This is a genomic window from Dongia sp. (assembly GCF_041910485.1).
Lineage (GTDB): Bacteria > Pseudomonadota > Alphaproteobacteria > Dongiales > Dongiaceae > Dongia.
The window spans coordinates 65569-90311 of record NZ_JAYRQR010000059.1 but is presented as its reverse complement, the minus strand read 5'-3'; the positions used below and the strand labels follow the sequence as shown (position 1 = coordinate 90311).

Here is a 24743-nt window from a genome sequence, read left to right as displayed (position 1 = left end):
AAAGGCGGGGCCCTCTTCTTTTCAGCCGTTTCTTTTCCGTCGGTCAGCGCTTGTAGAGACCGTTGGCGGTCGCGGAATCCAAGGCTCCCTCCGAGAACAAGGCTGAATCGCCGGAAGCAATGAATGATTTGGCAGCAGCAGCGGTCCGCCCCCAGGCGAGCTTCGTGAGGCCAGCGCCCGCACTGAGCCGCCGCACGCCGAGCTTGGCCAGCTCTGCTGCCGATGGAAGGCCCGGCCAGGCCAGCACATTGAGCGGACGGTCGGTCCCTTGTGCCAGAGCCGCGATCTCGTCGGCAGCCACGGCCGCCGGCACGAAGATGCCGCTGGCGCCAGCGGCACTATAGATCCGGGCGCGGCGCAGGCTTTCCGCGACGCGCTCGGCCGGCGGGACCAGTTGGCGGAGATAGACGTCGATGCGGGCATTGATGAAGGCATCGACACCCAGGCGCGCCGCGGCTTCCTTGGCGGCCTTGATCTTCGCGGCCAGCAGTTCTGGCGGCTCATTGCCGTCTTCGATGTTCATGCCGATGGCACCAGCTTCGATCACGCGTGACACGGCCTGGGCGACAGCTGCCGGGTCGGTTCCGAATCCGCTTTCCATATCGATGCTGAGCGGCACCTCGATGGCCCGCGCCATCAGGCGGACATGATGCACCAATTCATCCAGCGGAACGGCATCGCCATCGGGATAGCCGAGGCCCCAGGCGAAGCCCGCGCTGGTCGTGGCGACGGCCTTGGCGCCGAGGCTTTCCACAAGGCGCGCCGAGCCCGCATCCCAGGCATTGGCGAGGATGAGTAAGTCGGACCCGCGATGAAGGTCGTGGAAGCGGGCGGCTGAATGGGGGCGTGGTGGCACGATCGATCTCCTAGGTGAGGGCGCCCTCATGGGCGAGCAGCCATTGCTTGCGGTCGAGGCCGCCGCCATAGCCGGTCAGCGACCCGTCGCTGCCGATGACGCGGTGGCAGGGAATGACGATGCTGACCGGATTGGCACCGTTGGCAAGCCCCACGGCGCGGATGGCGGTGGGCTTGCCGATGCGCCGCGCCAGATCGGCATAGCTGATCGTCTTGCCGTACGGGATGCGACGCAATTCGCGCCAGACCCGGCGCTGGAAGTCGGTGCCGCCGGTCTCGGTCGGCAGTTTGTCGATGGTGCCGAGATCGCCCGCGAAATAGGCACTGAGTGTCGAGCGCATATCGGCCGGATTGCGTGCCTTCGTCAGCGCGAAGCCGGCCTTGCCGCAATAGCGGGCAAGCAGCGCCATCATGCGCGCTTCATGATCGGTCCAGTCGATGGCACGGAGCCGGTCTTCGCTATCGAGGATGATGATGATTTCACCGATCGGTGTCTGGAACCGATCGATCCGCAGACGCATGGCTTCGCTCATTTGGCGTTTCTCTTGGCGTCGTTGCTTTCGCCATCATCTGCTGCCCAGAGATGCTGGGCAGCATAGGCGCGCCACGGCCGCCATTTCTCCGCCTGCTGCAGCAAGGCCTGCGGGCTCGGTCGCTGCCCGCCAGCGGGTGTCGCTCCGCGCAGGATGCCGATGTCGCTTGCTGGAAAGGCATCCGGTTCGCGCACCACGCGGAGCGCGATGTAATGCGCCGACCAATCGCCGATCCCCTTGATGGCGCGCAGGCGCGCCACCGTTTCCTCGATCGATCCGGCGGCGCGGAAGAGATCGGGATCGCCAGCCGCGGCGAGCGCCATGTGGCGCAATGTCTCGCGCCTGGCGCCGGGCATGCCCAGTGACGACAGATCGGCCGTCCCGAGATCGGCGGGTGTGGGGAAGGTGTGCGTGAGCGAACCGAGGCGAAGCGTTGGCGGCAGTTCCCGGCCGCAGAGCGCGATGAGCTTGGCGGCGAGATTGCGGGCCGCACCTATCGTGACCTGTTGACCGAGAATGGCGCGGATCGCCATCTCGAACCCATCCCAGCCGCCGGGGGCTCGCAGGCCGGGCCTCTCCGCAATGAGCGGCGCCAGTGTCGGATCGCGCGTGAGATGGGCACCGATCTGCTCGACATCGGCGCCGAGATCGAAAACCCGCCGGATGCGGGCGATGATGGCGGGCAAGGCCTTCAGGTCGGGAAAATGGATCGCGGCCACCAGGCTGTCATGGCGGCCGTCATGGGCGATCTCGATCCACCCCTGATGATCGCCCAACGCTATGGCACGGCGGTAACGCCCGCCGCTCACTTCTTCAAGGCCCGGCACGGCGCGGGCTGCAAAGAAGGCGAGGATGCTCGGCCAATCATAGGGCGGACGGTAGCGCAGCCGCACCGTGATGGCGGTCGACGCCACCGTCGCCTCCCCGCTCTTCTTCTGTCTCAATTGGCTGGGTCCGCGCTGGTAGAGCTTGCGGAAAGTTTCGTTGAAGCGGCGCACGCTGCCGAAGCCGGCGGCAAGTGCGATCTCCGCCATCGGCAGGCGCGTTTCGTGGATGAGCTGCTTGGCCAGATGCACGCGCCGGGTTTGGGCGACGGAAATGGGCGAGGCGCCGAGATGGATGTCGAAGAGGCGCCGCAGATGCCGCTCGCCAACACCCACGCGCGCCGCCAGCGTCTCGACGCTGCTCTCCTCGCCGTCGAGCGCACCCTCGGCGATGAGGGCGAGGGCCCGCTTCACCGTGTTGGAGGTGCCAAGCCAGGCGCCGGTATCCGGCGCCGTCTCGGGCCGGCAGCGCAAGCAGGGCCGGAAACCCGCTTCCGCCGCTGCCGCTGCCGACGGGTAGAAGCAGCAATTCTCGAACTTGGCGCCGGGGGCGGGACAGATGGGCCGGCAATAAATCCCGGTCGAGGTGACACCGACGAAGAAACGTCCGTCGAAGCGCGCATCCCGCGTCATGAGGGCGCGATAGCAGAGAGCCGCATCAAGACCTGGATCGGCGATTTCTATCCCGGCGTCGTCGGCAAGGCTTGGCGGCAGGTTCTGTTCCATGCCGCATCATGCCACCTGATGGGCGCCCCTGCTCGCGGTTTTCGGACATCGTCCCCGTGCGGTGTTTGCCGTGGCTTCAGTCACTGCGGCCTCAATCCTTGATGATTTCGTAGGGGACGACAATCTGCGACCCGCGCGCAAAAAGCACGCAATCGAGATGATCCTCTTTGCAGAGATTGAGCGCCACATTGAGGCCGCCAGACGTGCAATAATCGTACACTTCCGGACAATAGCTGTAGCGCGCGCTGCGGCCGATATCGCCATACATCGCCACCAGAAATACGCCATCGCGGCGGGCGCCGTGCTGTTTGGCCAAGTATTCCTGGTAGTAGCCCCAGACTTCACTGGTCACGCGCAATGGCCCGCTGCCCTTGTAGGTCAGGCTGGCCGGTGCGGCGCAAGCCGACAGGATTGCAGCGCCCGCGAAACAAATAGCGACCCCCAACGCCCGAAGCCTGCGGGCGTCCCATTTCATGCTCATCATTCTAATCCGGCAATTATTGAAGGTATACGGATCGATGCTATGCAATCATAGGAATGATTGCAATTGTCTGTTTGTGACTGCCGGCCTAACTATGTTCGCCTGTGACGCTCGATGGGATTTTCCGCACGCGCTCGCGGTAGGAAATGTAGATGGCGCAGGCGATGAGGATGCCGACACCGACGAAGGTCCAGCGGTCGGGAAAGTCGCCGAAGAAAAACCAGCCGGCGACCACCGCCATGATCATTTCGGCATAGGCAAAGGGAGCCAGCAGCGAGGCTTCGGCATGGTCATAGGCCTTGACGATGAGGAAATGGCCGAAGGTCGCAATCGCCGCCATCAACACGAACAGAAGCCATTGCTCCGGCGTCGGCATTTCCCAGACGAAGAAAAGGGCGATGCTCATGATGACGGTGCCGGAGACATTGGTGTGGAACGTCGTCACCATTGCATGGGTGCGGCCCGACATCTTCCGTGTGAGCAGCATGTAGATGGCGAGACACAGGCCCGCCGTCAGCGCCATCAGCATGCCTGGATTGAGGGCCTGGAAGCCGGGTCGGATGATGATCAGCGTGCCGATGAAGCCGATGATCACCGCCACCCAGCGGCGGACGCCGACCTTCTCGCCGAGGACGAAGGGCGACAGCAGGGTGATGATGAGCGGCTGCACGAAGAAGATCGCCAACGTATCGGCGATGGGCAGGGTCTTCAGCGCCCAGAAGAAAAAGAAGGTCGCCCCGCACAGGAAGAGGCCGCGGAACGTGTGCATCACGGGCGGATTGGGCACGAGCCCCTTGGTCCCGACCAGCCGCCACGCGAAAGGCAGGGTCAGCAGCATGCCGAAGAAAAGGCGCGCCCAGACGATCTCCACAACCGGCACGCCCATGCGGCCAAGATATTTGGCGCACACATCAAGGAAGGGGAGGATCCCCATCGCGCAAAGCATCAGGACGATGCCGAGGAGGGGCTTTTGGACTGGGGCGGGAGGCATTGATCTTCAAGCTCTTGAAATATTCGGCGGCAACATACTGCGAGTCGTGGGGCGCGAGTAGCTTCCTGGCGACACGGCATCATGCTTCTGGTGGTGCTTTAAACTCCAAGAAACGATCTGGCGGAAGATGGGCCGCCAAGAATCCCGCCAACAGGACTTCAAAAACCAATACGCTGCCCAGGTTTAAGAAGTTCGTTTGGATGAACAGCCGACTTTGGTCGCCCATCAGGGCGCCGGGTACATTTCCGGTCGATTCGCCAGGCATCAAGATTTTGATGATCGTGAGGTTAAGACAGAACACGATCATGCCGGTCAAGGCAATGAAGGACATTAAGCGCGGTATAAGGCCGCGACTTTCTTTCCAGGCATTTCTGAAGGCGTCGCGCCAACCATGAAGTGCAATCAGCACAGCCAGGAAAATGGCACGCAAAATGACCCAAACGTAGGCGAGGCCCACAGCTATCAAAACAGCAACCACCGGCCAAGCGCCTTGATCATGGGTCACCGTGATATGCGCCGGCATCCCAAGTGCCCTTGCTGCAACTACCAGCAGCAAGAACGGCATCATCGGGCCAACATACGTCAATAGGCTGCCAGCGAAATAATGTGGGGTACGGCCGATACTCAACTGGAGAACCGTCGCCAACGACAGGCGATGTCCAATGGTAACTTCAAGGCTCCAAGCCGTCATTGCGAAACAAAACAAGATGGCGGAACCAAGCCAGACGCCAACGCCGACAAGACCATAGTTGGCGGCGGCCACTATAGGTCCGCCAAAACCGATGCCAGCATTCGGGAAGACTGTGCCAAGTAGGTTTGCCGTCGGAAATTTGTAAGTGATTGCAAAGAGCAGGATGGTCGGGAGGCAAAAAATCGCGATGAAGCGCCTTGGCCTTTTCATGGGTAAGAGCAAAGCAATTCTGATGCATTCAGAGACTGGGCGGGGCTTGGACTTTGTGTGTTCTTCTGGCGCCACGGGGTAAACTTCGGTCACTAAACCAGCTCCAGAAAATTCAACTCCAAATTCGCCCACAGATTGCATGATTTGTGGTGTTGAATCCACATGCTTGTGGGACTTTTGATAGCAAGAGTTTCGTCCCTTCTACCCCGGCCCTTCCACCACTGCTCCCAATCGTCTAAGAAGGCGCCCAAAGCCCTTCCGTGGGCTGTCGGAACAAAGTGGGTCGGAGCAGAAAATGGCGGCGTATCAATATATTTACGTGATGAAAGGCCTGTCGAAGGTCTATCCCGGCGGCAAGAAGACGCTGGAAAATGTGTGGCTGTCCTTCCTGCCCGGCGCCAAGATCGGCGTGCTCGGCCATAACGGTGCCGGTAAGTCGACGCTCCTCAAGATCATGGCCGGGATCGACAAGGAATTTAACGGCGAGGCCTGGGCGGCCGATGGTGTTTCGGTGGGCTATCTCGCCCAGGAACCCCATCTCGACCCCAATAAGGATGTTCTCGGCAACGTCATGGAAGGCGTCGGCGCCACCGCGAAACTGCTCGAGGAATTCGAAGCGGTCTCCAATGCGATGGCAGACCCGGATGCCGATTTCGACGCGTTGCTCGCTAAACAGGCGGAGCTGCAGGAAAAGATCGACGCCGCCGATGCCTGGGACATCCAGCGCACGGTCGAGATCGCGATGGATGCACTGCGCTGCCCGCCGAGCGATGCCGACGTCACCAAGCTGTCGGGTGGTGAGCGCCGCCGCGTCGCCCTCTGCCGCCTGCTGCTCTCCAATCCCGACATGCTGCTCCTCGACGAACCGACCAACCACCTCGACGCGGAATCGGTCGCTTGGCTGGAGCATTTCCTGGAAAGCTACAAGGGCATGGTCGTCGCGGTGACGCACGATCGCTACTTCCTCGACAATGTGGCCGGGTGGATTCTGGAACTCGACCGTGGCCAGGCCATTCCGTTCGAAGGCAACTATTCCGGCTGGCTGGAGCAGAAGTCGAAGCGCCTGGAACAGGAATCGAAGACCGAGAGCTCGCGCCAGCGCACCCTCGACCGCGAATTGGAATGGATCCGTCAGGGACCGAAGGCGCGTCAGGCGAAGTCGAAGGCCCGCGTCGCGGCCTATGAAGCCTTGCTCGCCCAGCAGAATGAAAAGGCCCAGGACCAGGCCCAGATCTACATCCCGGCTGGCCCCCGTCTCGGCGATCTCGTCATCGAGGCGCAGCATCTCAACAAGGGCTTCGGTGATCGGCTGCTCATCGAAGATCTGTCGTTCCGCCTGCCGCCGGGCGGCATCGTCGGCGTGATCGGCCCGAACGGCGCCGGCAAGACCACGCTCTTCCGCATGATCACCGGCCAGGACAAGCCCGACAGCGGCACCTTCAAGGTCGGCGATACGGTGAAGCTCGGCTATATCGACCAGTCGCGCGACAGCCTTTCGCCCGACAAGACCGTATGGCAGGAAATTTCCGACGGCCATGACGAGATCGAGCTGGGCAAACGCAAGATGCCGAGCCGTGCCTATGTCGCCGGCTTCAACTTCAAGGGCACCGACCAGCAGAAGAAGGTCGGCCAGCTTTCCGGCGGTGAACGCAACCGCGTGCATCTGGCGAAGATGCTGAAGAGCGGCGCCAACGTCCTGCTGCTCGACGAACCGACCAACGATCTCGACGTCGACACCTTGCGTGCGCTCGAAGAAGCGCTGCTCGAATTCGCCGGCTGCGTCGTCGTCGTCAGCCACGATCGCTGGTTCCTCGACCGTATCGCCACGCACATGCTGGCCTTCGAAGGCGACAGCCATGTCGAATGGTTTGAGGGTAACTACCAGGATTACGAGGCCGACCGGCATCGCCGCCTCGGCACAGATGCGGACCAGCCGCATCGCATCAAATACAAGCCACTCATTCGCAGCTGATGCGTCAGCTGCAACCAATCGGCCGTATTTGATTCATATCAAGGCACTTGCCGCCGGCTCTGGGCATGACAAGATAGGGTTGGGTTCCTGACCCACATATCAATGTCCGGACCGGCGGTTTTTCATGCGCCTATCGACCATCCTCGTCATTCTCGTTCTCATCGGCGGTGCGGCAGCCGGCTATGTCTTCTGGCAGGAACGCCAGAGCGAGGCGGCGCTCAAAGGCCTTGCCGTCGCCAACGGCCGCATCGAGGTCGAGCGCGTGGCGATTGCCACCAAATATGCCGGCCGCGTCGCCGACATCCGCGTCGATGAGGGCGATCTCGTCAAACAGGGCGATATCGTCGCCCGCATGGATACGGCCGAGCTGCAGGCGGAACTGGCCGAAGCGAAAGCGGGTCAGCGCCAGGCCGAGCAGGGAATCGACCAGGCCGCGGCCGAGATTGGTATCCGGAAGGCCGATCTGGAATTGGCCGAAATCGAATTGAAGCGGGCGGCAACGCTGCAGCAGAAGAATGCCGGCCCGGTGGCCGAGGTCGACCGCCGCCGCGCGCAGCGCGATGTCGCCTCGGCATCGCTTAAGGGTGCCGAAGCCGGCCTGGAAGACGCCAAGGCGGCGGCCCTCGCCGCCGTGGCGCGGGTCGATCGGCTGCAGACGATCATCGCCGACATGGATCTGAAGGCACCGACCGACGGCCGTGTCGAATATCGCCTGGTGAAGGCCGGCGAAGTGCTGTCGGCTGGCGGGCAGGTGGCGACATTGCTCGACCTCGCCGACGTTCACATGGTGGTCTTCTTTCCGACCGAAGTCGCCGGTCGTGTCGGTCTGCAAACGGAAGCGCGCATCGTCCTCGATGCGGCGCCCGAATTCGTCATTCCGGCAAAGGTCAGCTTCGTCGCCGCCGAAGCTCAGTTCACCCCCAAATTCGTCGAGACGAAGACGGAACGGGAAAAACTCACCTACCGGATCAAGGTCGCGATCGATCACGATCTTTTGGTGAAGTACCGCGACTATGTGAAGGCGGGTCTTACCGGCAACGCCTATTTGAAAGTCGAGGCGGACGCCGTCTGGCCGGACTTCCTGAAGCCGAACCTGCCGCCACCCAGCAACCCGCAGGCGGCCGGTGACGGTACCACCGCGCCGTGACCGGGTCGGACGCCGCACCTGCCGTGCGGTTGCGGGGCGTCGGGCACCGCAACAACAAGCATTTTGCCCTGGCCGATATCGGCTTTTCGATCGCCGGCGGCAGCACGGCGGCCCTCATCGGGCCGGATGGCGTGGGCAAATCGACCTTGCTGTCGATCATCGCCGGCACCCGCCGCATTCAAACGGGCGAGGTCGCGGTGCTGGGCGGCGATATGCGCGCGCGCAAGCATCGGAACGCGATCGCCGAACGCATCGCCTACATGCCCCAGGGTCTCGGCAAGAATCTCTATCCCACTCTATCGGTCACTGAGAATATCGACTTCTTCGCCGGCCTCTTCGGCCTGCATGGGGCGGCGGCGAAGGCGCGGCGGCAAAGGTTGCTGGTGGCAACCGGCCTCGATCCGTTTCCGGACCGGCCGGCCGGCAAATTGTCCGGCGGCATGAAGCAGAAGCTGGGCCTTTGCTGTGCCCTCATCCACGAACCTGACCTCCTCATTCTCGATGAGCCGACCACGGGTGTTGATCCTTTGTCGCGGCGGCAGTTCTGGCACCTCATCGACGAGATCCGGGCGGAACGCCCGCACCTGACGCTCATCACCGCAACGGCCTACATGGAAGAAGCTGCCCGCTTCGACCAGATCATCGCCATGGATGCGGGCAAGGTCCTGGCGGCAGGAGCCTTGCCGGCGGTTTTGGCTGGTGCCAAAGCCGCGACATTGGAGGAGGCGTTCGTCTCGTTGCGCCGGAATGGGGCCCCGGACGGCGCCCCGCCACGCAGCGAGATCGCACTGCCGCCACGCACCGCACATGACGGACCGCCGGCGATTGAGGCCGAGGAACTCACCTGCCGCTTCGGCGACTTCACCGCCGTCGACCGGGTGAGCTTCCGCATCGAGACGGGCGAGATTTTCGGCTTTCTCGGCTCGAATGGTTGCGGCAAGACGACGACGATGAAAATGCTGACCGGCCTGCTGCCGGCGACGAGCGGTTCGGCCAGCCTGCTTGGGCGGCCGGTGGCGGCGCAGGACCCGCAATCGCGTCTCAGCATCGGCTACATGTCGCAGAGCTTTTCGCTTTATGAAGAGCTTTCGGTGCGCGCCAATCTCGACCTCCATGCGCGGCTCTATCAAGTGCCGAGGGGCGAACTCTTATCGCGTATTGCCGATGCGATGGCGCGCTTCGACCTTGACGATATAGCCGAGCGTCTGCCGCGCGATCTCTCGCTCGGCCAGCGGCAGCGTCTACAGCTGGCTGCCGCCTGCCTCCACAAGCCGCGCGTGCTCATCCTTGATGAGCCGACCTCCGGCGTCGATCCGGAGGCGCGCGACGCCTTTTGGCACCAGATCGGGAAGTTATCGCGGGAGGACGGCGTCACCATCTTCGTCTCGACCCATTTCATGAACGAAGCGGCGCGGTGCGACCGTATTTCCTTCATGCATCGGGGACGCACCTTGGCTGTGGGTACGCCGACTGATCTGGCCAAGGCGCATGGCGAAGGCGATCTGGAAACGGCGTTCGTGCGCTTGATTGAGGCGGAGGAAGGTGCTGCACCGGCGCGGCGTGCTGCCCCCTTGGGCGAGGTCGACGAAGTAGTGGCGGCGCCGAGCCCGCTGCGGCGTATCGGCGTTTTTGCCCGGCGCGAGACGCTGGAATTGCGACGCGATCCGATCCGGCTCGCCTTCGCGTTGCTAGCACCCTTGTTCCTGATGGTCTGTTTCGGTTTCGGCATGTCCTTCGATGTCGAGAATCTGCGCTACGCCGTGCTCGACCGTGATCGGTCGATCGAAAGCCGGACGCTGATGGAAGGGTTTGGCGGTTCGCCCTATTTCACCGAAACGACACCGATCGACGATTTCGAGGCACTCGATCAGCGCCTGCGGTCCGGTGACGTGCAGGTCGCCGTCGAGGTTCCGCCCGATTTCGGGCGCGATCTGCTGCAGGGGCGGACACCGCAGCTCGGCGTCTTTGTCGACGGCAGTTTTCCGTTCCGGGGCGAGACGACACGCGGCTATGTGCAGGGTATTGCCCTCAAGCAGGCGATGGAGCGGGCGCGCCAGACCATCGGCAAGTTTCCCGACCCGACGCCCTACGATCTTGAGCCGCGCTTTCGCTACAATCAGGATTTCAAAAGCGTCGTCTCGATCGTGCCCGGCATCATGATGCTGCTATTGGTGCTCATTCCGGCGATGCTGACGGCGCTCGGTGTCGTGCGCGAGAAGGAATTGGGGACGATTGCCAATCTCTACGCCTCGCCGGCGGGCATCGGCGAGTATCTTCTTGGCAAGCAACTCCCCTATATCGGCATCGGCTGCATCGCCTTCCTGCTGATGGCGCTCATCGCCATTCCAATCTTCGGCATCTATCCCAAGGGCAGTCTGCTGGCGCTGTTGCTGGCGGTGCCACTCTATCAGGCGGCCACGACCGGGTTCGGCCTCCTCATTTCGGCCTTCTGTTCCAGTCAGGTCGCGGCCATTTTCGCTGCAGCGATCCTGTCCGTGATCCCGGCGGTCAATTTCTCAGGGCTCCTCTATCCAGCGGCGACGCTGGAAGGGGCGGCGAAGTGGATCGGCTTTTTCTTTCCGGCTTCCTGGTACCAGACGGTGAGCCTCGGCGTCTTCACCAAGGGCCTCGGCTTCACGGCTTTCGGCAAGGAATATCTGGCGCTCGCCTTGTTCGGGCTCGGCTTCATCATCCTGGCGCGGCTCTGCGTCTCGAAGCAGGAACGGTGAGGCCGATGCCGGATCGTTCCCTCATGCGCTGGTTCATCAATGTCTACCGGTTAGGGTTGAAGGAGATGATGTCGCTGGCGCGCGATCCCGTGCTGCTCGGCCTCATGATCTTCTCCTTCACCTTCTCGATCTATTCGGTGGCGAACGGTGTGCAGACCGAGGTGCGCAATGCTGCCATCGCCGTGGTGGATGGCGACGGTTCGCAATTGTCGCGCCGCATCATCGAAGCCCTGCAGCCACCTTATTTTCTGCCACCCAAGCTGGTGGACCGGTCGGCGGTCGATGCGGGGCTTGATCGGGGCCTGTTCACCTTCGCCCTCGATTTGCCGCCGGGCATGGAATCGGATCTGGCGGCGGGCCGGGAGCCGACCATCGGGCTTGCAGTCGACGCCACGGCGATGACCCAGGCTGGTGTCGGCACCACCTATATCAGCAACATCGTCGATCGTGAGATCACCGACTTCCTGGGGCAGCGCGGCACCGCCTTCAAGGCGCCGGTGGAAGTGGTCGTGCGGGCCTATTTCAACCCCAACCTCGATTCCACCTGGTTCATGTCGGTGATGCAGGTGGTCGAGAACGTGACCATTCTCTCCATCATCCTGGTCGGTGCCGCCGTCATTCGCGAGCGCGAGCGGGGGACGATCGAGCATCTTCTTGTGATGCCGGTGACAGCGAGCGAGATTGCGGTGGCCAAGATCTGGGCCAACGGGCTCATCATCCTCATCTCGGTCGCCTTGTCGCTGCATTATGTCGTGCAAGGGTTGCTCGGCGTGCCGATCCACGGATCGATCCCGCTTTTTCTTGCCGCCGCCGCCATTTATCTCTTCGCCACCACGGCGATGGGGGTTGCCCTGGCGACGGTCGCGACCTCGATGCCGCAATTCGCCATGATGGCCATTCCCTGCTTCGTGGTGATGAACCTGCTGTCCGGCGCGACGACGCCCCTGGAATCGATGCCCGTCTTCTTCCAGGTGGTGATGAAGGCACTGCCTTCGACCCATTTCGTCGCGGCCTCGCAGGCTGTGCTCTATCGCGGTGCGGGCATCGATATCATCTGGCCGCAAATGTCACTGATGGCGGCGCAGGGTGCCCTGTTTCTGACAGTTGCCCTCACACGCTTCCGCGCCATGCTGGCAAAGCAGGGCTGACCGCTTACTTCCGGCGGTTCTTCTTGTCCTTGAAGCGCGGGGCGACGCCGGGGCGGCCGGCGGTCGAGCGGGCGCGGGGACGGTCGGGCAGGGGCTTCCCGGACGCATCGAGGCCGCCCTTGACGCCACCCAAGGTGGTTGGGATTTCGAGGTCGAGCGCTTCCAGGCGCTTGATTTCGTCGCGAAAGCGCGCCGCTTCCTCGAATTCCAGATTGCCGGCCGCTTCGCGCATCTTCTTCTCAAGCTCGGCAATGGTGGCCTTGAGATTGTGTCCCAGCAGATGCTTGTCCCCAAGGACACCGGTATCGACCGTCACATGGTCGGATTCATAGACCGATTCCATGATGTCGCTGATGTTCTTGCGGACCGATTCCGGCGTGATGCCGTTGGCAGCGTTATAGGCCTGCTGCTTCTCGCGGCGCCGGTTGGTCTCGGCCAGGGCATAATCCAGGCTGTCCGTCATGCGGTCGGCATATAGCAGCACGCGGCCGTCAACATTGCGGGCGGCGCGACCGATCGTCTGCACAAGCGAAGTGCGCGAACGCAGGAAGCCTTCCTTATCGGCATCGAGGATGCACACCAGCGCGCATTCCGGAATGTCGAGACCTTCGCGCAGCAGGTTGATGCCGACCAGCACATCGAAAGCGCCAAGGCGCAGATCGCGGATGATCTCGATCCGCTCCAATGTCTCGACGTCGGAATGCAGATAGCGCACGCGCACGCCAGCTTCATGGAGATATTCGGTGAGATCCTCGGCCATGCGCTTGGTGAGCGTGGTGATGAGCACGCGCTCACCCTTCTTGGCGGCTTCCTTGCATTCGGCCAGAACATCGTCGACCTGGGTCTCGGTCGGCCGCACGATGCAGACCGGATCGATGAGGCCCGTCGGGCGGATGACCTGTTCGACGAAGACACCGCCGGTCTGCTTCAACTCCCAGGCGCCGGGCGTTGCCGAGACGGCCACCGTCTGCGGGCGCATCTGTTCCCATTCCTCGAATTTCAGCGGCCTGTTGTCCATGCAGGATGGCAGGCGGAAACCATATTCCGAGAGCGTCGATTTGCGGTGCCAGTCGCCCTTGAACATGCCGCCGATCTGCGGGATCGAAACATGGCTTTCATCAGCGAAAAGGAGCGCGTCGGCGGGCAGGTATTCGAACAGGGTGGGTGGTGGCTCGCCCCGTTTGCGACCGGTGAGATAGCGCGAATAGTTTTCGATGCCGGCGCACACACCCGTCGCCTCGATCATCTCCATGTCGAAATTGACGCGTTGCTCGAGCCGCTGCGCCTCGAGGAGCTTCCCCTGCGCGTTGAATTCGGCAAGGCGTTCCTTCAGTTCCTCGCGGATCAGCTTCACCGCCTGCTGCAGGGTCGGCTTCGGTGTCACATAATGGCTGTTGGCGAAGATCTTGATCTCGGGCAGTTCCGAGGTCTTCTGGCCGGTCAGCGGATCGAACTCGACAATCGTCTCGATCTCGTCGCCGAAGAGGGAGAGGCGCCAGGCGCGGTCCTCCAAATGGGCCGGGAACAGTTCCAGGACATCGCCCTTGATGCGGAACGTGCCGCGGAAGAAAGCGGTCTCGTTGCGCTTGTATTGCAGTTCGATGAGGCGCCGCACCAGGGCATTGAAATCGACAATGTCGCCGGGCTTCAGCGTGATGGTCATGGTCGAATAGGTTTCCGGCGCACCGATACCGTAGATGCAGGAAACCGAGGCGACGATGATCACGTCGCGGCGCTCGAACAGCGCGCGCGTTGCCGCATGGCGCATCCGGTCGATCTGCTCGTTGAGCGAGCTTTCCTTTTCGATATAGGTGTCGGTGCGCGGAACATAGGCTTCCGGCTGATAGTAATCATAGTAGCTGACGAAATACTCGACCGCATTCTCCGGGAAGAAGCTCTTCATCTCGCCATAGAGCTGTGCCGCCAGCGTCTTGTTCGGCGCCAGCACCAGCGCCGGGCGCTGCACAGCCTGGATGACATGGGCGACGGTGAAGGTCTTGCCCGATCCGGTGACGCCGAGCAGCACCTGGTCCCGCTCATGCGCACGCGCGCCGGCGATGAGTTCCGCGATCGCCTGCGGCTGGTCGCCGGCCGGGCGATAGTCGGAGACGAGCTTGAAAGGTTTGCCCGGCAAATTGTCCGTGGCGCCGATTGGCCGTTCCTGGATGACGGGGTCAGATTGCAGCGGTTTCATGGGTCCGTTTATAGAACCAAAGGGAAAAGCGGGGTAGAGATATGATCTCCGCCCCGCTTGTTCAACTCTTGGCCGAGCGTCTCGTTCAGGCAGCCTTTGCCCTGCCGAATTCCGGATAGTAAAGGCGCATCATGCGCTCGACATAGGGTCTGAGATTGCTGCAGGATTCCGCCGCCTTGCGCAGATCGGTATCGAAGAACGGCGTCATCACCGTCGCCAGCATCCCGCAGGCCGTCGCATCCGTGCCGCAAGGCGTATCGCCCAGCAGATAGGGCTTGTCGCCGAGGAGCTGCGAAAAGGAATAGAGCGAGCGCGTGCCGAGGAAGAGCATATCCTCGTCCGAATGCCGGCCGACCCCATGACCGTGCAGGCGCTGCTTCGTCTCGGCGACGGCGTCGGCCCGCAGCTTGTCGCGGATTGCCTCAGGCGCGTCGTCGAAAAAGTGTGCCGGCCCCTTGGCGAAATTCACCGGGTCGAGCCAGCGATATTTGGTGGCGAACCAGCCGAGATGATCTTCAAGCATGCGTTCGACCGCCCAGGCGAGCGCCCGCTGCTGCACATCGTAGCCGGCGTCGAAATCGACGCCATAAGACCATTCGATGTGCTGGCGGATGAAGGTCGAATCCGCGACGAGTGTCTCGCCATCCTTGATATAGGGTAGCTTCCCCTTCGGCGCCTTGGGATAGCCGGTCAGATCCTTCTGGTAGGGGAGGCCCGCCATCTGCAGCTGGATCTCGGTCTTCATGCAATAGGGGCTGACCTCCGGCAGGTCGAAGCCGGGACCGAAGGTGTAGAGGATGATCGGCTGGTTGGGGTGAAGGCGGGGCATCGTGGCAGTCCTTTCCGACGGGGTTTTTCTGACACAGGCTTTACTGCCACCCTGCTGCCAGCCTAGTGTCAGCAGTGTTGGAACGAAGAGGGAATATCATGCGTCGCGCCGACCGGCTGTTTCAGATCATCCAGATCCTGCGGCGCCACCGAAGGCCGCTCACCGCCGACGCCATTGCCGCGGAACTGGAAACCTCCAAGCGGTCGATCTACCGCGATATCGCGACCCTGATGGCCCAGCGCGTGCCGATCCGGGGCGAGGCGGGGGTGGGGTATGTGCTGGAAGGCGGCTACGACATGCCGCCCCTCATGCTGACCGCCGACGAGATCGAAGCGGCGGTTTTGGGCGCCCAGATGGTGCAGATAAGGGGCGATACGGCGCTCGCCCGGGCGGCCCAGGATCTGATCGCCAAGATCGCCGCCGCGGTGCCGGAACGCCTCCGTCCGATCGTCCTGGAACCGGCGAGCCTTGCCACACAGCGCAAGGCATTGCCGGAGGATCTGGTCGATGTCGCCGCCATCCGCGCCGCCATCCACAGCGGGTGCAAGCTGCGGATCGACTATCGGGACGAGCAGGCGCGTGCCACCGAACGCTGCGTCTGGCCCATCACCATCGGCTATCTGGAAACCGTCCGCATGCTGGTCGCCTGGTGCGAACTGCGCACCGATTTTCGCCATTTCCGCACCGACCGCATCCAGGCGGTCGAAGTGCTGGAGGAGCGCTTTCCCGAGCGCCCGGCGGTCCTTCGCGCCAAATGGCGCAAGACAATGCGTAACCAGCGGCCTGACGAACGGTCGGACGCGGAATAGCGTCGCCTCTATGCCTCAGCGACTTGACAGATAACTTCAACACAAACTAAGTGTAATACAGTTCATCTCTGCAAATTATCGCCCCCAGGGGCAAAGGCGGTCCCCGCGTGACCCAAGCTGTTTCTCCCCAGCCCGCAAAAGGGCGCACCGACACCCACCGGCCGAGCTTCGTTGAACTGTTCACGCCCAAACTGGTGACCGTCCTGCGCGAAGGCTATCGCCTGCCGGACCTCCGGGCGGATCTGATTGCGGGCCTCACCGTCGCCATCGTCGCCCTGCCGCTTTCGATGGCGATCGCGGTCGCTTCCGGCGTGACACCCGATCGCGGCCTCTACACAGCCATTGTCGGTGGCTTCATCATTTCGGCGCTGGGTGGCAGCCGTTTCCAGATCGGCGGGCCGGCTGGCGCCTTCATCGTGCTGGTGGCAGCGACCGTTGCCGTCCACGGTGTCGATGGTTTGCTCCTCGCCGTGCTGTTATCGGGCATCATTTTGCTGGCGGTCGGCTTGCTGGGCCTCGGCACCTTCGTCAAATATATCCCCTATCCGGTGACGATCGGGTTTACGGCCGGTATTGCCGTCATCATCTTCGCAAGCCAAGTGAAGGATCTGCTGGGGCTGACGCTGGCAGGCAAAGAACCCGGCGAGCTGATCGAAAAAGTGCCGGCCCTGGCTGAGGCATTGCCCACCTTCAATGCGGCCTCCTTCGCCCTGGCGCTCCTCACCATTCTTCTCATCGTCGGCTTTCGGCGCTACCGGCCGACCTGGCCCGGCCTCCTCATCGCCGTCGGCGCGGCATCATTGGGTGCGGCGTTGCTCAATCTGCCGGTCGAGACGATCGGTACGCGCTTCGGCGGCATCCCCAATGTGCTGCCGAGCCCCGCTTTGCCCGACATCAGCTATGCGCGCATCGTCGAGATGCTGCCGTCGGCTCTGTCCTTCGCGCTCCTCGGCAGCATCGAAAGCCTGCTCTCCGCTGTGGTGGCGGACAGCATGACCGGCCGGCGTCACCGGTCGAATTGCGAACTGGTGGCGCAAGGCCTCGCCAATATCGCCTCGGCTTTCTTCGGCGGTATCTGCGTCACAGGCACCATCGCCCGCACGGCGACCAATGTGCGGGCCGGTGCACGCGGGCCCGTCTCCGGCATGCTACATGCCCTGTTCCTGCTGCTTTTCATGCTGGTGGCGGCGCCGCTTGCGTCCTACATCCCGCTTGCGGCCCTTGCCGGCGTGCTCGCCACCGTGGCCTGGAACATGGCCGAAAAGCATGCCTTCGCGGCCCTCATCCGCGCCTCGCGGGCCGATGCGCTGGTGCTGATGGCCACTTTCCTCGTCACCATCTTCAGCGATCTCATCAATGGCATCCTGACCGGCTTCTGCCTGTCGGCGCTTCTCATGTTGCATCGCATGGCGCAAGCCGTTGCCGTCGAGACCCACAGCCGGCCGCTCTTTGCCGAGGATCAGGCGGACGATGCCAATGGCGCGCGGGAACGTTACGAAGGGCTGGACCGTGACATCCTGGTCTGCCGCATCACCGGCGCCTTTTTCTTTGGCGCGGCGGCCAGTGTCGGCGCCGCCTTCGACCGCATCGGCGCCCAGCCCAAGGCCGTCATCGTCGATTTCGCCGCCGTGCCCATTCTCGATTCAACGGCGGCGGCGACCATCGAGGCCTTCCTCAAGAAAGCGCACAAGCGCCAGGCGACAATCTATATCGCCGCTGCTGACGCCAGTGTGCGCCACACATTGAAGGCCTTCGGCGTCAAGCGGCCGATGGTGCGCTTTGCTGCCGATCTGCCGGCAGCGCTTACCGCGGCCCGCAGCGAGATCGCGGCCCTCAGCCCGGCATGACGACCTTGCGATAGAGGTGCCATGTCGCGTGCCCCAGCAAGGGCATGACGACGATGAGCCCGGCGAAGAACGGGATCGATCCCAGAATGAGACCGGCGGCGACGATGAGACCCCAAAACGCCATCGGCACGGGGTTGCGGGCCACGGCCTGGAACGAGGTGCGGATCGCCATGCCGATGCCGACATCGCGCTCCAGCAGCAGCGGGAAGGAAACGACGCTGATCGCCAACACAAGGCAGGCAAACAGGAAGCCGATGCCGCAGCCGACCAGGATGAGCGCGTGCCCCTGCGAAGTCATCAGCACGCTCTCCAAGAACTCACTCATGCTGAGCGGCAACTCCGGTCCCATGATGGCGGTGTAGAGTGCCCAGGCCGTTCCCATCCAGGTGATGAAGGCAGCACAAAGGACAAGGCCCAGCATGACGATGCTGCCGATGGCGGGCGATTCCAGCACCGTGACGCCATTGCGCCAACTGACCGGTTCGCCCATCTCCCGCCGCCGGCTCATTTCATAGAGCGAGAGCCCTGCGAAGGGTCCGATCAGTGCAAAGCCCGACGCCATCGGGAAAAGAAGCGGCAGCAGATCGTAGCCGAACACCATGCTGGCCATCGCCACGCCGATCACGGGGTAGATGATGACCAGGAAGAAGACATCCGTGCGATAGACGCCGAAATCGTCCCAAGCCTGCCGGAAGATATCGACAAAGTCGCCGATTTCGATGCGCCGGACCCTGGGTGGCGCTTTCTCCACGTCTTCATGCGGTTTGCTGGCCGAAGTGCCGATTGCGCCGATCGCATCGGCGCCGTGCTTGATCTGGTCGAAACCCCATTCCAGTGGATTGCGGATCGTTGTCGCCATAATTGAGCCTCCTCGGGCAAACTGGGCGAGGGGCGGCCTTTGGCCATGTGCTGCGGTCCAATGCGGAGGGAGCTGGATGACCAGACCGATACCCAAACGCGCGATGTGACGGCAATAAACAACGGCAGAATCATACGCCGTCGGCGCCCGATTGTCTGCCGCTTCGCCTGACATGGTCCTTAGCGCATTGATTTTTCGGGCCGGCTCCCCACCTCCTATCCCTTGACGCGCGCGGCTGGGGGATGTTTCGCGGCTGCCGTGCAGGGGGAAATATTTAACCTATTCAGCTATTTAAGGACGTTCGCGCCCATGCTCGAGCTGCTTTCCGATCCTAACGTGATCCTCAGTTTCCTGACGCTCGCTGCCCTCGAAATCGTGCTCGGCATCGACAATCTGCTTTTTGTTCAGATCGTGGCTTCGCGCTGCGCCCCGGAAAAGCAGATGATGGCGCGCCGTGTCGGCCTCCTGCTGGCGCTCGGCACGCGCCTGCTGCTCCTTGCATCGATCGCCTGGGTGGCCGGCCTCACCGCACCCATCTTCAGCATCGACTGGTTCGGGCCGGAGAATGTGTTCGATCTCTCCTGGCGCGATGTCATCCTGCTGGGTGGCGGCCTGTTCCTCCTCGCCAAGGCAACGACCGAGATCCATCACCATATCGAAGGTGGGGAGGGTGAGAAAAAGGCCGGGAAGTATTTGAGCCTGGCTGCCGCCATCGTGCAGATCGCCATTCTCGACATCGTCTTCTCGCTCGACAGTGTCATCACCGCCGTCGGCATGGCGGATCATCTTTCGGTCATGGTCGCTGCCGTCATTGCGGCGATGATCGTCATGATCCTGGCGGCCGGCCCCGTTGGCCGTTTCGTCGACGAGCATCCGACGGTCAAGATGCTCTGCCTTTCATTCTTGTTGCTGATCGGCATGGCGTTGCTGGGCGAAGGCCTGCACTTCCATATCCCGAAGGCCTATCTCTACTTCGCCATCGCCTTCTCGGCCCTGGTCGAATTCCTCAACATGTGGGCGCGGAAAAAGAAGATCCGGGCGAAGGCATAACACACGACGCGTTCCGTCATGCCGGGGCAATGCTGCCGGCATGACGGAATTTCTCTCCGGATTGTCCTCAGCCGAACTTTGCGGCGAGGTCCATGGTGCTTTCCCAGCCGATGCGGTCGAAATTCGCCGTGACCCATTTGTCGGCCGTCTCATAACCCAGCTGGTGCAGGTGTTCGAGGAAGGCGCGCTCGGTGTTCATCTTGCTCAGGGAACCCATCTCAGCCAGTTCCAGCTCGGCGCTGATTTCATGGAAGCGCACGGCGGTATAGCGGTCGTGCTTCAATTCGCCGCTTTCGATCAGCCGCGTGATGGTGGCAAAGCCTTCCATCTCGCGCACGAGGCTGGAATTGAAGGTCATTTCGTTGATGCGGTTGAGAATGTCGCGCGCCGACACCGGCACGTCGGGCCGGTTCATCGGATTGATCTGCACGATCACCACATCTGAGCTGTCGCATTCGTGGATCAGCGGATGGATCGCCGGGTTGCCGAGATAACCGCCGTCCCAATAGAACTCACCTTCCACTTCGACCGCCTCGAAAAGCAGCGGCAGGCAGGCTGACGCCATCAAGGCTTCGACCGAAATCTCCGGTGTGCGGAAGATACGCGACCGGCAGGTCCGTACGTTGGAGGCGGTGACGAACAATTTCACCTGCGGATGCGCCCGCAGGTTTTCAAAGTCGACCAGATCACGCAACAATTTGCCCAACGGATCGAGCTTCAAGGGGTTCATCTGGCGCGGGGCCAGCAACCGCGTCGCGAAGTCGAGCCACATGAAGCTGGGGTCGCGATCGACATCCCAGCCTTCCGACAGGCCCGGTATGCCGCGCGGGATGGAGCGTGGCAGCGGATTGAGCTCGGCAACGCCCATCCAGAATGCCTGCAGGGCGTCGATGGCGCCCTGGCGCTTGCCCTTCAGGAATCCGTCGGCGAAGACGGCGGCGTTCATGCCGCCGGCACTGGTGCCGGAAAGCCCGTCGATGTAAATGCGCGGCTCGCTGATGAGGCGATGCATGACGCCCCAGGTAAAGGCGCCGTGCGACCCGCCGCCCTGGAGCGCGAGGCTTATATGTTTGACCCCCGGCTTGCGCCGCGGCGGCGCGCCTGCGCCACCCTGCGCTTGGTCCAGGGTTCCATCCGCCGTCATCATCTTGCCGTCCATCGCGGCTTCCGCGCGCGGCGGTCCATCCGCCGCGTCGCGGACTATCTTCCCCGGCGATGGTTTATTTTTGGTGAAAGCGGTGCCTTGATCCTTTGGCGCCCGCTAGGCGCGCAGCAACTCCAGAAACGCCTTGGCGGGCATGGGCTTGTGCCAGTGGAATCCCTGGCCGAGATCGGCGCCGAGGCTCGCGGCACGCCGCGCCACATCGGCATTCTCGATGCCGACCATGACGATACGGCCGTTGCACTTCTTGGCCAGCCGCACCAATTCCGCCACCAAGCCGGAGACCGGCCCGCCATTGGCCGAGAGTGAAACGAAGCGACGGTTGAGCTTCACCAGATCCGGATTGAGTGAGGACAGATATTCGCTGTCGCCGCCGCCGATACCGAAATCGTCGATCGAGACGCGAAAGCCGCGCTGCTTCATGTCCCAGATCGCGGGACGGATCTGCCGGTCGGCGGCATCAATCTCGTTCACCTCGATGGCGATGCGATGCGGCGGAATGCCCGCCGCTTCGACCTTGCCGGCCAGCGCTTCGCGTTTTTCAGGGTCGGCAAATTCCTCGGGCGGCAGATTGAGCGTCACCACGAGGTCCCGCTCGCCGGTGAGCGCCGGTTTGAGGTCGGCCAGCACCATATCGAGCACTTGCCCGTTGAGCGTGGTTTCGAGACCCAACGCCTTGGCCATCGGCAGGAAGTCGCCGGGCGAGATGGCGTCGCCGACCTCGGTTGTCCAGCGCAGCAGCGGCTCGGCGCCGATCACCGTGTGGTTGGCATCCAGCGTCACAATCGGCTGGTAGGCCATGGACAGGCCGCCTTCGGTGACGGCGCGCGTGAATTGCTTGGTCAAGGGTTCGGGCCGTTCGACCGCCATCGCGGCGACAAGACCCATGACGATGCCGATGAAGGCACCAAAGCCAAGGAGAACGTTGGGGTGATTCGTACCGATGAGGGGCGCCGCCAAACCGAGAAAAAAGGCGATCACGAACACCAGCAGCTTCAATTTCAGTCGACCTGACATTGCTACTTCCGGACCTAAAAATTTCTGACGTCGTCCCCGGGGCCAAAGTGACGGATACAAGTACAAATGGTCAAGGGTGACAGAAAAACGTCACCTAATTACCTGTCTGAAAGTTGTATTTGCCATCAGGCGAGCAATTGCTTCAGGGTCGAAAAAACGCGCGGATCCTGGCATTGCGCCACGTTGAAGCGCAAATGATGCGGCCAATTGCCGTCCGGGCTGAATACGTTGCCGGGGGCCAGGACCAGCCCGGCGGCCTCGGCCGAGAAGGCGATATCGGTCGCGAGCGGCCGGCCGTTGCGCCCGGTTGGCAGGGCCAACCATAGGAACATTCCCTCGTCGCTTTCGACGGCGCTGGCGTCCCAGGGTGTGAAACCGAGCGCGGCCAGCTTGCGGCCGACCTGATGCCTGAGGCGCGCCAGGCGATCGCGAATGTTGGCCACATGCTTGCGGTACGATCCATCCTTCAACAGATGGTGGATCAATTGTGCCGACACTTCGTTATTGCCGAAGCTGACGGCGAGCTTGAGATCGACCAGACCGGCGATAGTCTCGGCATCGGCAGCGATGAAGCCGAGGCGTGTCGCAGCCGAAAGCGTCTTCGAGAAACTGCTCATGTGAAAGACGCGGGATAGGCCGTCGAGGGCACCGAGGCGCGGATATGGATGAGCTTCATAGTCGCGGAAGATATCGTCTTCGAGAATGCGGAAGTCGTAGCGCTGTGCAAGGCCCAGCAAACGATGTGCCGTGGCGAGATTCATGCGGCAGCTGGTGGGATTCTGCAGCCCCGCATTGATCAGATAGAGCTTCGGCGCATGCGCGGCGGCAAGTGCTTCGAGCGCGTCGAGGTCCGGTCCCTGCGGTGTCATGGGGACGGTCAGCAGGCGGCCGCCTTGTGCGCGTACCACCGTGTGGAAGTTGAAATAGCCCGGATCGTCCACCAGCACGGCATCGCCGGGTTCAATGAGATAGCGGCAGATGAGGTCGATCGCCTGCGAGGCACCGTCGACCAGAATCAGCCTATCGGGCGTTGCCGGAATGTCGATCTCGTTGAGGCGGCGCGCCAGCAATTCGCGCAGAGGGCGGTAGCCGAGCGGCACGCCATATTCCAGGAAATTACTGTCCTCGGCCCGTGAAATGGCGCGCAGCGCCGCACGCAGCGCGGCGCCGGGCAGCCAATCTTCCGGCAACCAGCCGCAACCGGGTCGCGGCTGCGCCGGGTCGAGGACCAGCGAACGGCGCATCATCCAGACCGGATTTACGCCGGCCCCGGCGCTGGGTTGCGGATCGAGCTGTAGCGGGCGCGCCGCCTTGGCCCGCGGCGAGACGAAGAAGCCGGATTTGGTCCGCGCCACGATGAGCCCGTCGGCGACCAGCCGGTCGTAGGCGGCGACCACGGTGAAGGGGCTGACACCGAGGCGGCCGGCGAGGCGCCGTACCGACGGCAGTTTCTCACCAGCCGGCAAGGCGCCGCTTGCCATGCGTTTGGCCAGGGCGTCGGCGATGCGGTGGGTCAGGGTGCCCTCGTGGCTGCTGAGATCAAGATCCATCTGTATCGGCCATTGTGCTGGTGCAGATTGGTAAATTGTATCGCAAGTGTGTCTGTCTGTACTAGTGGGCCGGGACCAGTATGGGGACCATTCCAGCTTCTCCCTTGAAGGGGCGCCAACCATGCTCGCCGCCGCCACATCCCGACCGCAGATCGATCCGGTCACGCGGGGGCTCGTCTTTGGTCTGATCGGCGTCATTATCTTCGGCGGGTCGCTGCCGGCCACCCGCGCCGCCGTGCTGGCGCTCGATCCCTGGTTCGTCAGCGCTGCCCGCGCCGTGGGTGCTGCCTGCCTTGGCATCCTGTGGCTGGTCGTGGAGCATGCGCCGCTGCCGTCGCGTGGGCAGGCCTGGCGCCTCTGCCTGGTCGGCCTTTGTGTCGTCATCGGTTTTCCGGTCCTGACCGGCATCGCCCTGCGGCACGTGCCGGCCAGTCATGGCCTGCTTTTCGCGGGTCTGTTTCCCCTTGCCACCTGTCTGGTCGGCGCCCTCATCGGCACGGTGCGACCGCGCTGGCCCTTCTGGTTCTGGGCAGCCCTTGGGTCCTGCTCGGTTGCGGCCTATGCGATCTATCAGGGTGGCGGTGCATTCGGCGCGGCCGACCTGCTGATGGTGGGGTCGGTGGTTGCGACCGGCATCGGCTATGCCTTGGGGGCGCGCCTTTCCCAGACCATGAAACCCGCCGTCGTCATTTCCTGGGCGCTGGTGATCACCTTGCCGCTCACCCTGCCGGCGCTTGCCGTCACCTGGCCGGATCTCTCCATGCCCGTGCCGGCATCCGCCTGGATCGGTCTTCTCTATGTGACCTTCTTCTCGATGTTCATCGGGTTCCTCTTCTGGTACCGCGGCCTGGTCCTCGGTGGGACGGCCAGGGTCAGCCAGATCCAGCTCTTCCAGCCGTTCATCGGCTTGGGGCTCGCGGCCGCTTTTTTGGGCGAACAGGTGGGCTGGGGCCTCATCGCGGGGAGTGTCATGGTGACAATTTCCGTGGCCAAGGCCCGGCGCTATGCCTGAAGGCCTGCTGCGCATTGCCGCCTTGCACTGAAATAGGGGCATTTTGGGTTGCCTGACAGGGGGGTGGGGGCTATCTTCCGGCCCGATTTCCCCCCCCCAAAAGGTGA

The 24743-nt window shown here is 62.8% G+C and carries 20 protein-coding genes; 8 read left to right on the top strand and 12 right to left on the bottom strand.

Going from position 1 to position 24743, the window contains the following annotated elements:
- Positions 1-43: 43 nt before the first annotated feature.
- The 6 genes from ACE3PP_RS19490 to ACE3PP_RS19465 form a co-directional block, all read right to left on the bottom strand.
- Positions 44-856, bottom strand: a complete 813-nt coding sequence (locus ACE3PP_RS19490) for an isocitrate lyase/phosphoenolpyruvate mutase family protein (protein ID WP_374384951.1) — start codon at positions 854-856, stop codon at positions 44-46.
- Between the two features lie 10 nt (positions 857-866).
- Entirely contained in the window at positions 867-1388 is a 522-nt protein-coding gene (gene ogt, locus ACE3PP_RS19485; protein ID WP_374384950.1) for a methylated-DNA--[protein]-cysteine S-methyltransferase, read from the bottom strand.
- Positions 1385-2938 carry an AlkA N-terminal domain-containing protein gene (locus ACE3PP_RS19480; protein WP_374384949.1) on the bottom strand — a complete coding sequence of 518 codons (1554 nt, stop codon included), beginning with the start codon at positions 2936-2938 and terminating at the stop codon, positions 1385-1387. The genes ogt and ACE3PP_RS19480 overlap by 4 nt, the downstream gene beginning before the upstream one ends.
- A gap of 91 nt (positions 2939-3029) precedes the next feature.
- Entirely contained in the window at positions 3030-3413 is a 384-nt protein-coding gene (locus ACE3PP_RS19475) for a hypothetical protein (RefSeq protein ID WP_374384947.1), read from the bottom strand.
- 94 nt (positions 3414-3507) lie between these two features.
- Positions 3508-4410, bottom strand: coding sequence for a DMT family transporter (locus tag ACE3PP_RS19470; protein ID WP_374384946.1), 903 nt, complete (start codon positions 4408-4410; stop codon positions 3508-3510).
- Positions 4411-4489: 79 nt separating this feature from the next.
- A complete protein-coding gene (locus tag ACE3PP_RS19465) occupies positions 4490-5473 on the bottom strand; it encodes a hypothetical protein (protein ID WP_374384945.1) in 984 nt (327 codons plus the stop codon).
- Positions 5474-5606: 133 nt separating this feature from the next.
- Here ACE3PP_RS19465 and ettA point away from each other — a divergent pair, with 133 nt between their 5' ends.
- The 4 genes from ettA to ACE3PP_RS19445 all read left to right on the top strand — a co-directional run bounded on the left by ettA (position 5607) and on the right by ACE3PP_RS19445 (position 12307).
- Positions 5607-7283 carry an energy-dependent translational throttle protein EttA gene (gene ettA / locus ACE3PP_RS19460; RefSeq protein ID WP_374384944.1) on the top strand — a complete coding sequence of 559 codons (1677 nt, stop codon included), beginning with the start codon at positions 5607-5609 and terminating at the stop codon, positions 7281-7283.
- 124 nt (positions 7284-7407) lie between these two features.
- Positions 7408-8430, top strand: coding sequence for an HlyD family secretion protein (locus ACE3PP_RS19455; protein ID WP_374384943.1), 1023 nt, complete (start codon positions 7408-7410; stop codon positions 8428-8430).
- On the top strand, positions 8427-11159 hold the full coding sequence (gene rbbA, locus ACE3PP_RS19450; RefSeq protein ID WP_374384942.1) for a ribosome-associated ATPase/putative transporter RbbA: 2733 nt from the start codon (positions 8427-8429) through the stop codon (positions 11157-11159). The genes ACE3PP_RS19455 and rbbA overlap by 4 nt, the downstream gene beginning before the upstream one ends.
- A 5-nt stretch (positions 11160-11164) precedes the next feature.
- On the top strand, positions 11165-12307 hold the full coding sequence (locus tag ACE3PP_RS19445; RefSeq protein WP_374384941.1) for an ABC transporter permease: 1143 nt from the start codon (positions 11165-11167) through the stop codon (positions 12305-12307).
- Positions 12308-12311: 4 nt separating this feature from the next.
- Here the strand turns inward: ACE3PP_RS19445 and uvrB are convergent, their stop codons facing one another.
- Together uvrB and ACE3PP_RS19435 are read right to left on the bottom strand one after the other, a co-directional pair.
- Positions 12312-14501, bottom strand: coding sequence for an excinuclease ABC subunit UvrB (gene uvrB / locus ACE3PP_RS19440; protein WP_374384940.1), 2190 nt, complete (start codon positions 14499-14501; stop codon positions 12312-12314).
- A gap of 85 nt (positions 14502-14586) precedes the next feature.
- Positions 14587-15330 (bottom strand): glutathione S-transferase family protein, encoded by a 744-nt coding sequence (locus tag ACE3PP_RS19435; protein WP_374384939.1) that lies wholly within the window; start codon positions 15328-15330, stop codon positions 14587-14589.
- Positions 15331-15428: 98 nt separating this feature from the next.
- On the opposite strand from ACE3PP_RS19435, the gene ACE3PP_RS19430 reads away from it, so the two are divergent.
- Positions 15429-16139 carry a helix-turn-helix transcriptional regulator gene (locus ACE3PP_RS19430; protein WP_374384938.1) on the top strand — a complete coding sequence of 237 codons (711 nt, stop codon included), beginning with the start codon at positions 15429-15431 and terminating at the stop codon, positions 16137-16139.
- Between the two features lie 107 nt (positions 16140-16246).
- A complete protein-coding gene (locus ACE3PP_RS19425; RefSeq protein ID WP_374384937.1) occupies positions 16247-17986 on the top strand; it encodes a SulP family inorganic anion transporter in 1740 nt (579 codons plus the stop codon).
- Here the strand turns inward: ACE3PP_RS19425 and ACE3PP_RS19420 are convergent.
- Positions 17973-18845 carry a DUF2189 domain-containing protein gene (locus tag ACE3PP_RS19420; protein ID WP_374384936.1) on the bottom strand — a complete coding sequence of 291 codons (873 nt, stop codon included), beginning with the start codon at positions 18843-18845 and terminating at the stop codon, positions 17973-17975. The two genes, ACE3PP_RS19425 and ACE3PP_RS19420, sit on opposite strands and share 14 nt — an antisense overlap.
- A gap of 309 nt (positions 18846-19154) precedes the next feature.
- On the opposite strand from ACE3PP_RS19420, the gene ACE3PP_RS19415 reads away from it, so the two are divergent.
- Positions 19155-19895: a TerC family protein gene (locus ACE3PP_RS19415; RefSeq protein WP_374384935.1), complete on the top strand. Its 741-nt coding sequence runs from the start codon at positions 19155-19157 to the stop codon at positions 19893-19895.
- Positions 19896-19962: 67 nt separating this feature from the next.
- On the opposite strand, the gene ACE3PP_RS19410 is transcribed toward ACE3PP_RS19415, so the two are convergent.
- From ACE3PP_RS19410 to ACE3PP_RS19400, 3 genes are all read right to left on the bottom strand, one after another.
- Positions 19963-21054 (bottom strand): patatin-like phospholipase family protein, encoded by a 1092-nt coding sequence (locus tag ACE3PP_RS19410; RefSeq protein ID WP_374384934.1) that lies wholly within the window; start codon positions 21052-21054, stop codon positions 19963-19965.
- Between the two features lie 102 nt (positions 21055-21156).
- Positions 21157-22074 (bottom strand): EAL domain-containing protein, encoded by a 918-nt coding sequence (locus tag ACE3PP_RS19405; RefSeq protein ID WP_374384933.1) that lies wholly within the window; start codon positions 22072-22074, stop codon positions 21157-21159.
- A gap of 125 nt (positions 22075-22199) precedes the next feature.
- Positions 22200-23624, bottom strand: coding sequence for a PLP-dependent aminotransferase family protein (locus ACE3PP_RS19400; protein ID WP_374384932.1), 1425 nt, complete (start codon positions 23622-23624; stop codon positions 22200-22202).
- Positions 23625-23745: 121 nt separating this feature from the next.
- Between ACE3PP_RS19400 and ACE3PP_RS19395 the strand changes: the two genes are divergently transcribed.
- Positions 23746-24636 carry a DMT family transporter gene (locus tag ACE3PP_RS19395; RefSeq protein ID WP_374384931.1) on the top strand — a complete coding sequence of 297 codons (891 nt, stop codon included), beginning with the start codon at positions 23746-23748 and terminating at the stop codon, positions 24634-24636.
- Positions 24637-24743 lie beyond the last annotated feature (107 nt).

Coding starts and splice junctions, on each gene's coding strand:
- ACE3PP_RS19405 (WP_374384933.1), bottom strand. CDS start 22,074: ATGTCAGGTCGACTGAAATTGAAGCTGCTGGTGTTCGTGATCGCCTTT.
- ACE3PP_RS19435 (WP_374384939.1), bottom strand. CDS start 15,330: ATGCCCCGCCTTCACCCCAACCAGCCGATCATCCTCTACACCTTCGGT.
- ACE3PP_RS19455 (WP_374384943.1), top strand. CDS start 7,408: ATGCGCCTATCGACCATCCTCGTCATTCTCGTTCTCATCGGCGGTGCG.
- ACE3PP_RS19445 (WP_374384941.1), top strand. CDS start 11,165: ATGCCGGATCGTTCCCTCATGCGCTGGTTCATCAATGTCTACCGGTTA.
- ACE3PP_RS19415 (WP_374384935.1), top strand. CDS start 19,155: ATGCTCGAGCTGCTTTCCGATCCTAACGTGATCCTCAGTTTCCTGACG.
- ACE3PP_RS19410 (WP_374384934.1), bottom strand. CDS start 21,054: ATGGACGGCAAGATGATGACGGCGGATGGAACCCTGGACCAAGCGCAG.
- ACE3PP_RS19420 (WP_374384936.1), bottom strand. CDS start 18,845: ATGGCGACAACGATCCGCAATCCACTGGAATGGGGTTTCGACCAGATC.
- ACE3PP_RS19475 (WP_374384947.1), bottom strand. CDS start 3,413: ATGAAATGGGACGCCCGCAGGCTTCGGGCGTTGGGGGTCGCTATTTGT.
- uvrB (WP_374384940.1), bottom strand. CDS start 14,501: ATGAAACCGCTGCAATCTGACCCCGTCATCCAGGAACGGCCAATCGGC.
- ogt (WP_374384950.1), bottom strand. CDS start 1,388: ATGAGCGAAGCCATGCGTCTGCGGATCGATCGGTTCCAGACACCGATC.
- ettA (WP_374384944.1), top strand. CDS start 5,607: ATGGCGGCGTATCAATATATTTACGTGATGAAAGGCCTGTCGAAGGTC.
- ACE3PP_RS19480 (WP_374384949.1), bottom strand. CDS start 2,938: ATGGAACAGAACCTGCCGCCAAGCCTTGCCGACGACGCCGGGATAGAA.
- ACE3PP_RS19395 (WP_374384931.1), top strand. CDS start 23,746: ATGCTCGCCGCCGCCACATCCCGACCGCAGATCGATCCGGTCACGCGG.
- ACE3PP_RS19400 (WP_374384932.1), bottom strand. CDS start 23,624: ATGGATCTTGATCTCAGCAGCCACGAGGGCACCCTGACCCACCGCATC.
- ACE3PP_RS19470 (WP_374384946.1), bottom strand. CDS start 4,410: ATGCCTCCCGCCCCAGTCCAAAAGCCCCTCCTCGGCATCGTCCTGATG.
- ACE3PP_RS19430 (WP_374384938.1), top strand. CDS start 15,429: ATGCGTCGCGCCGACCGGCTGTTTCAGATCATCCAGATCCTGCGGCGC.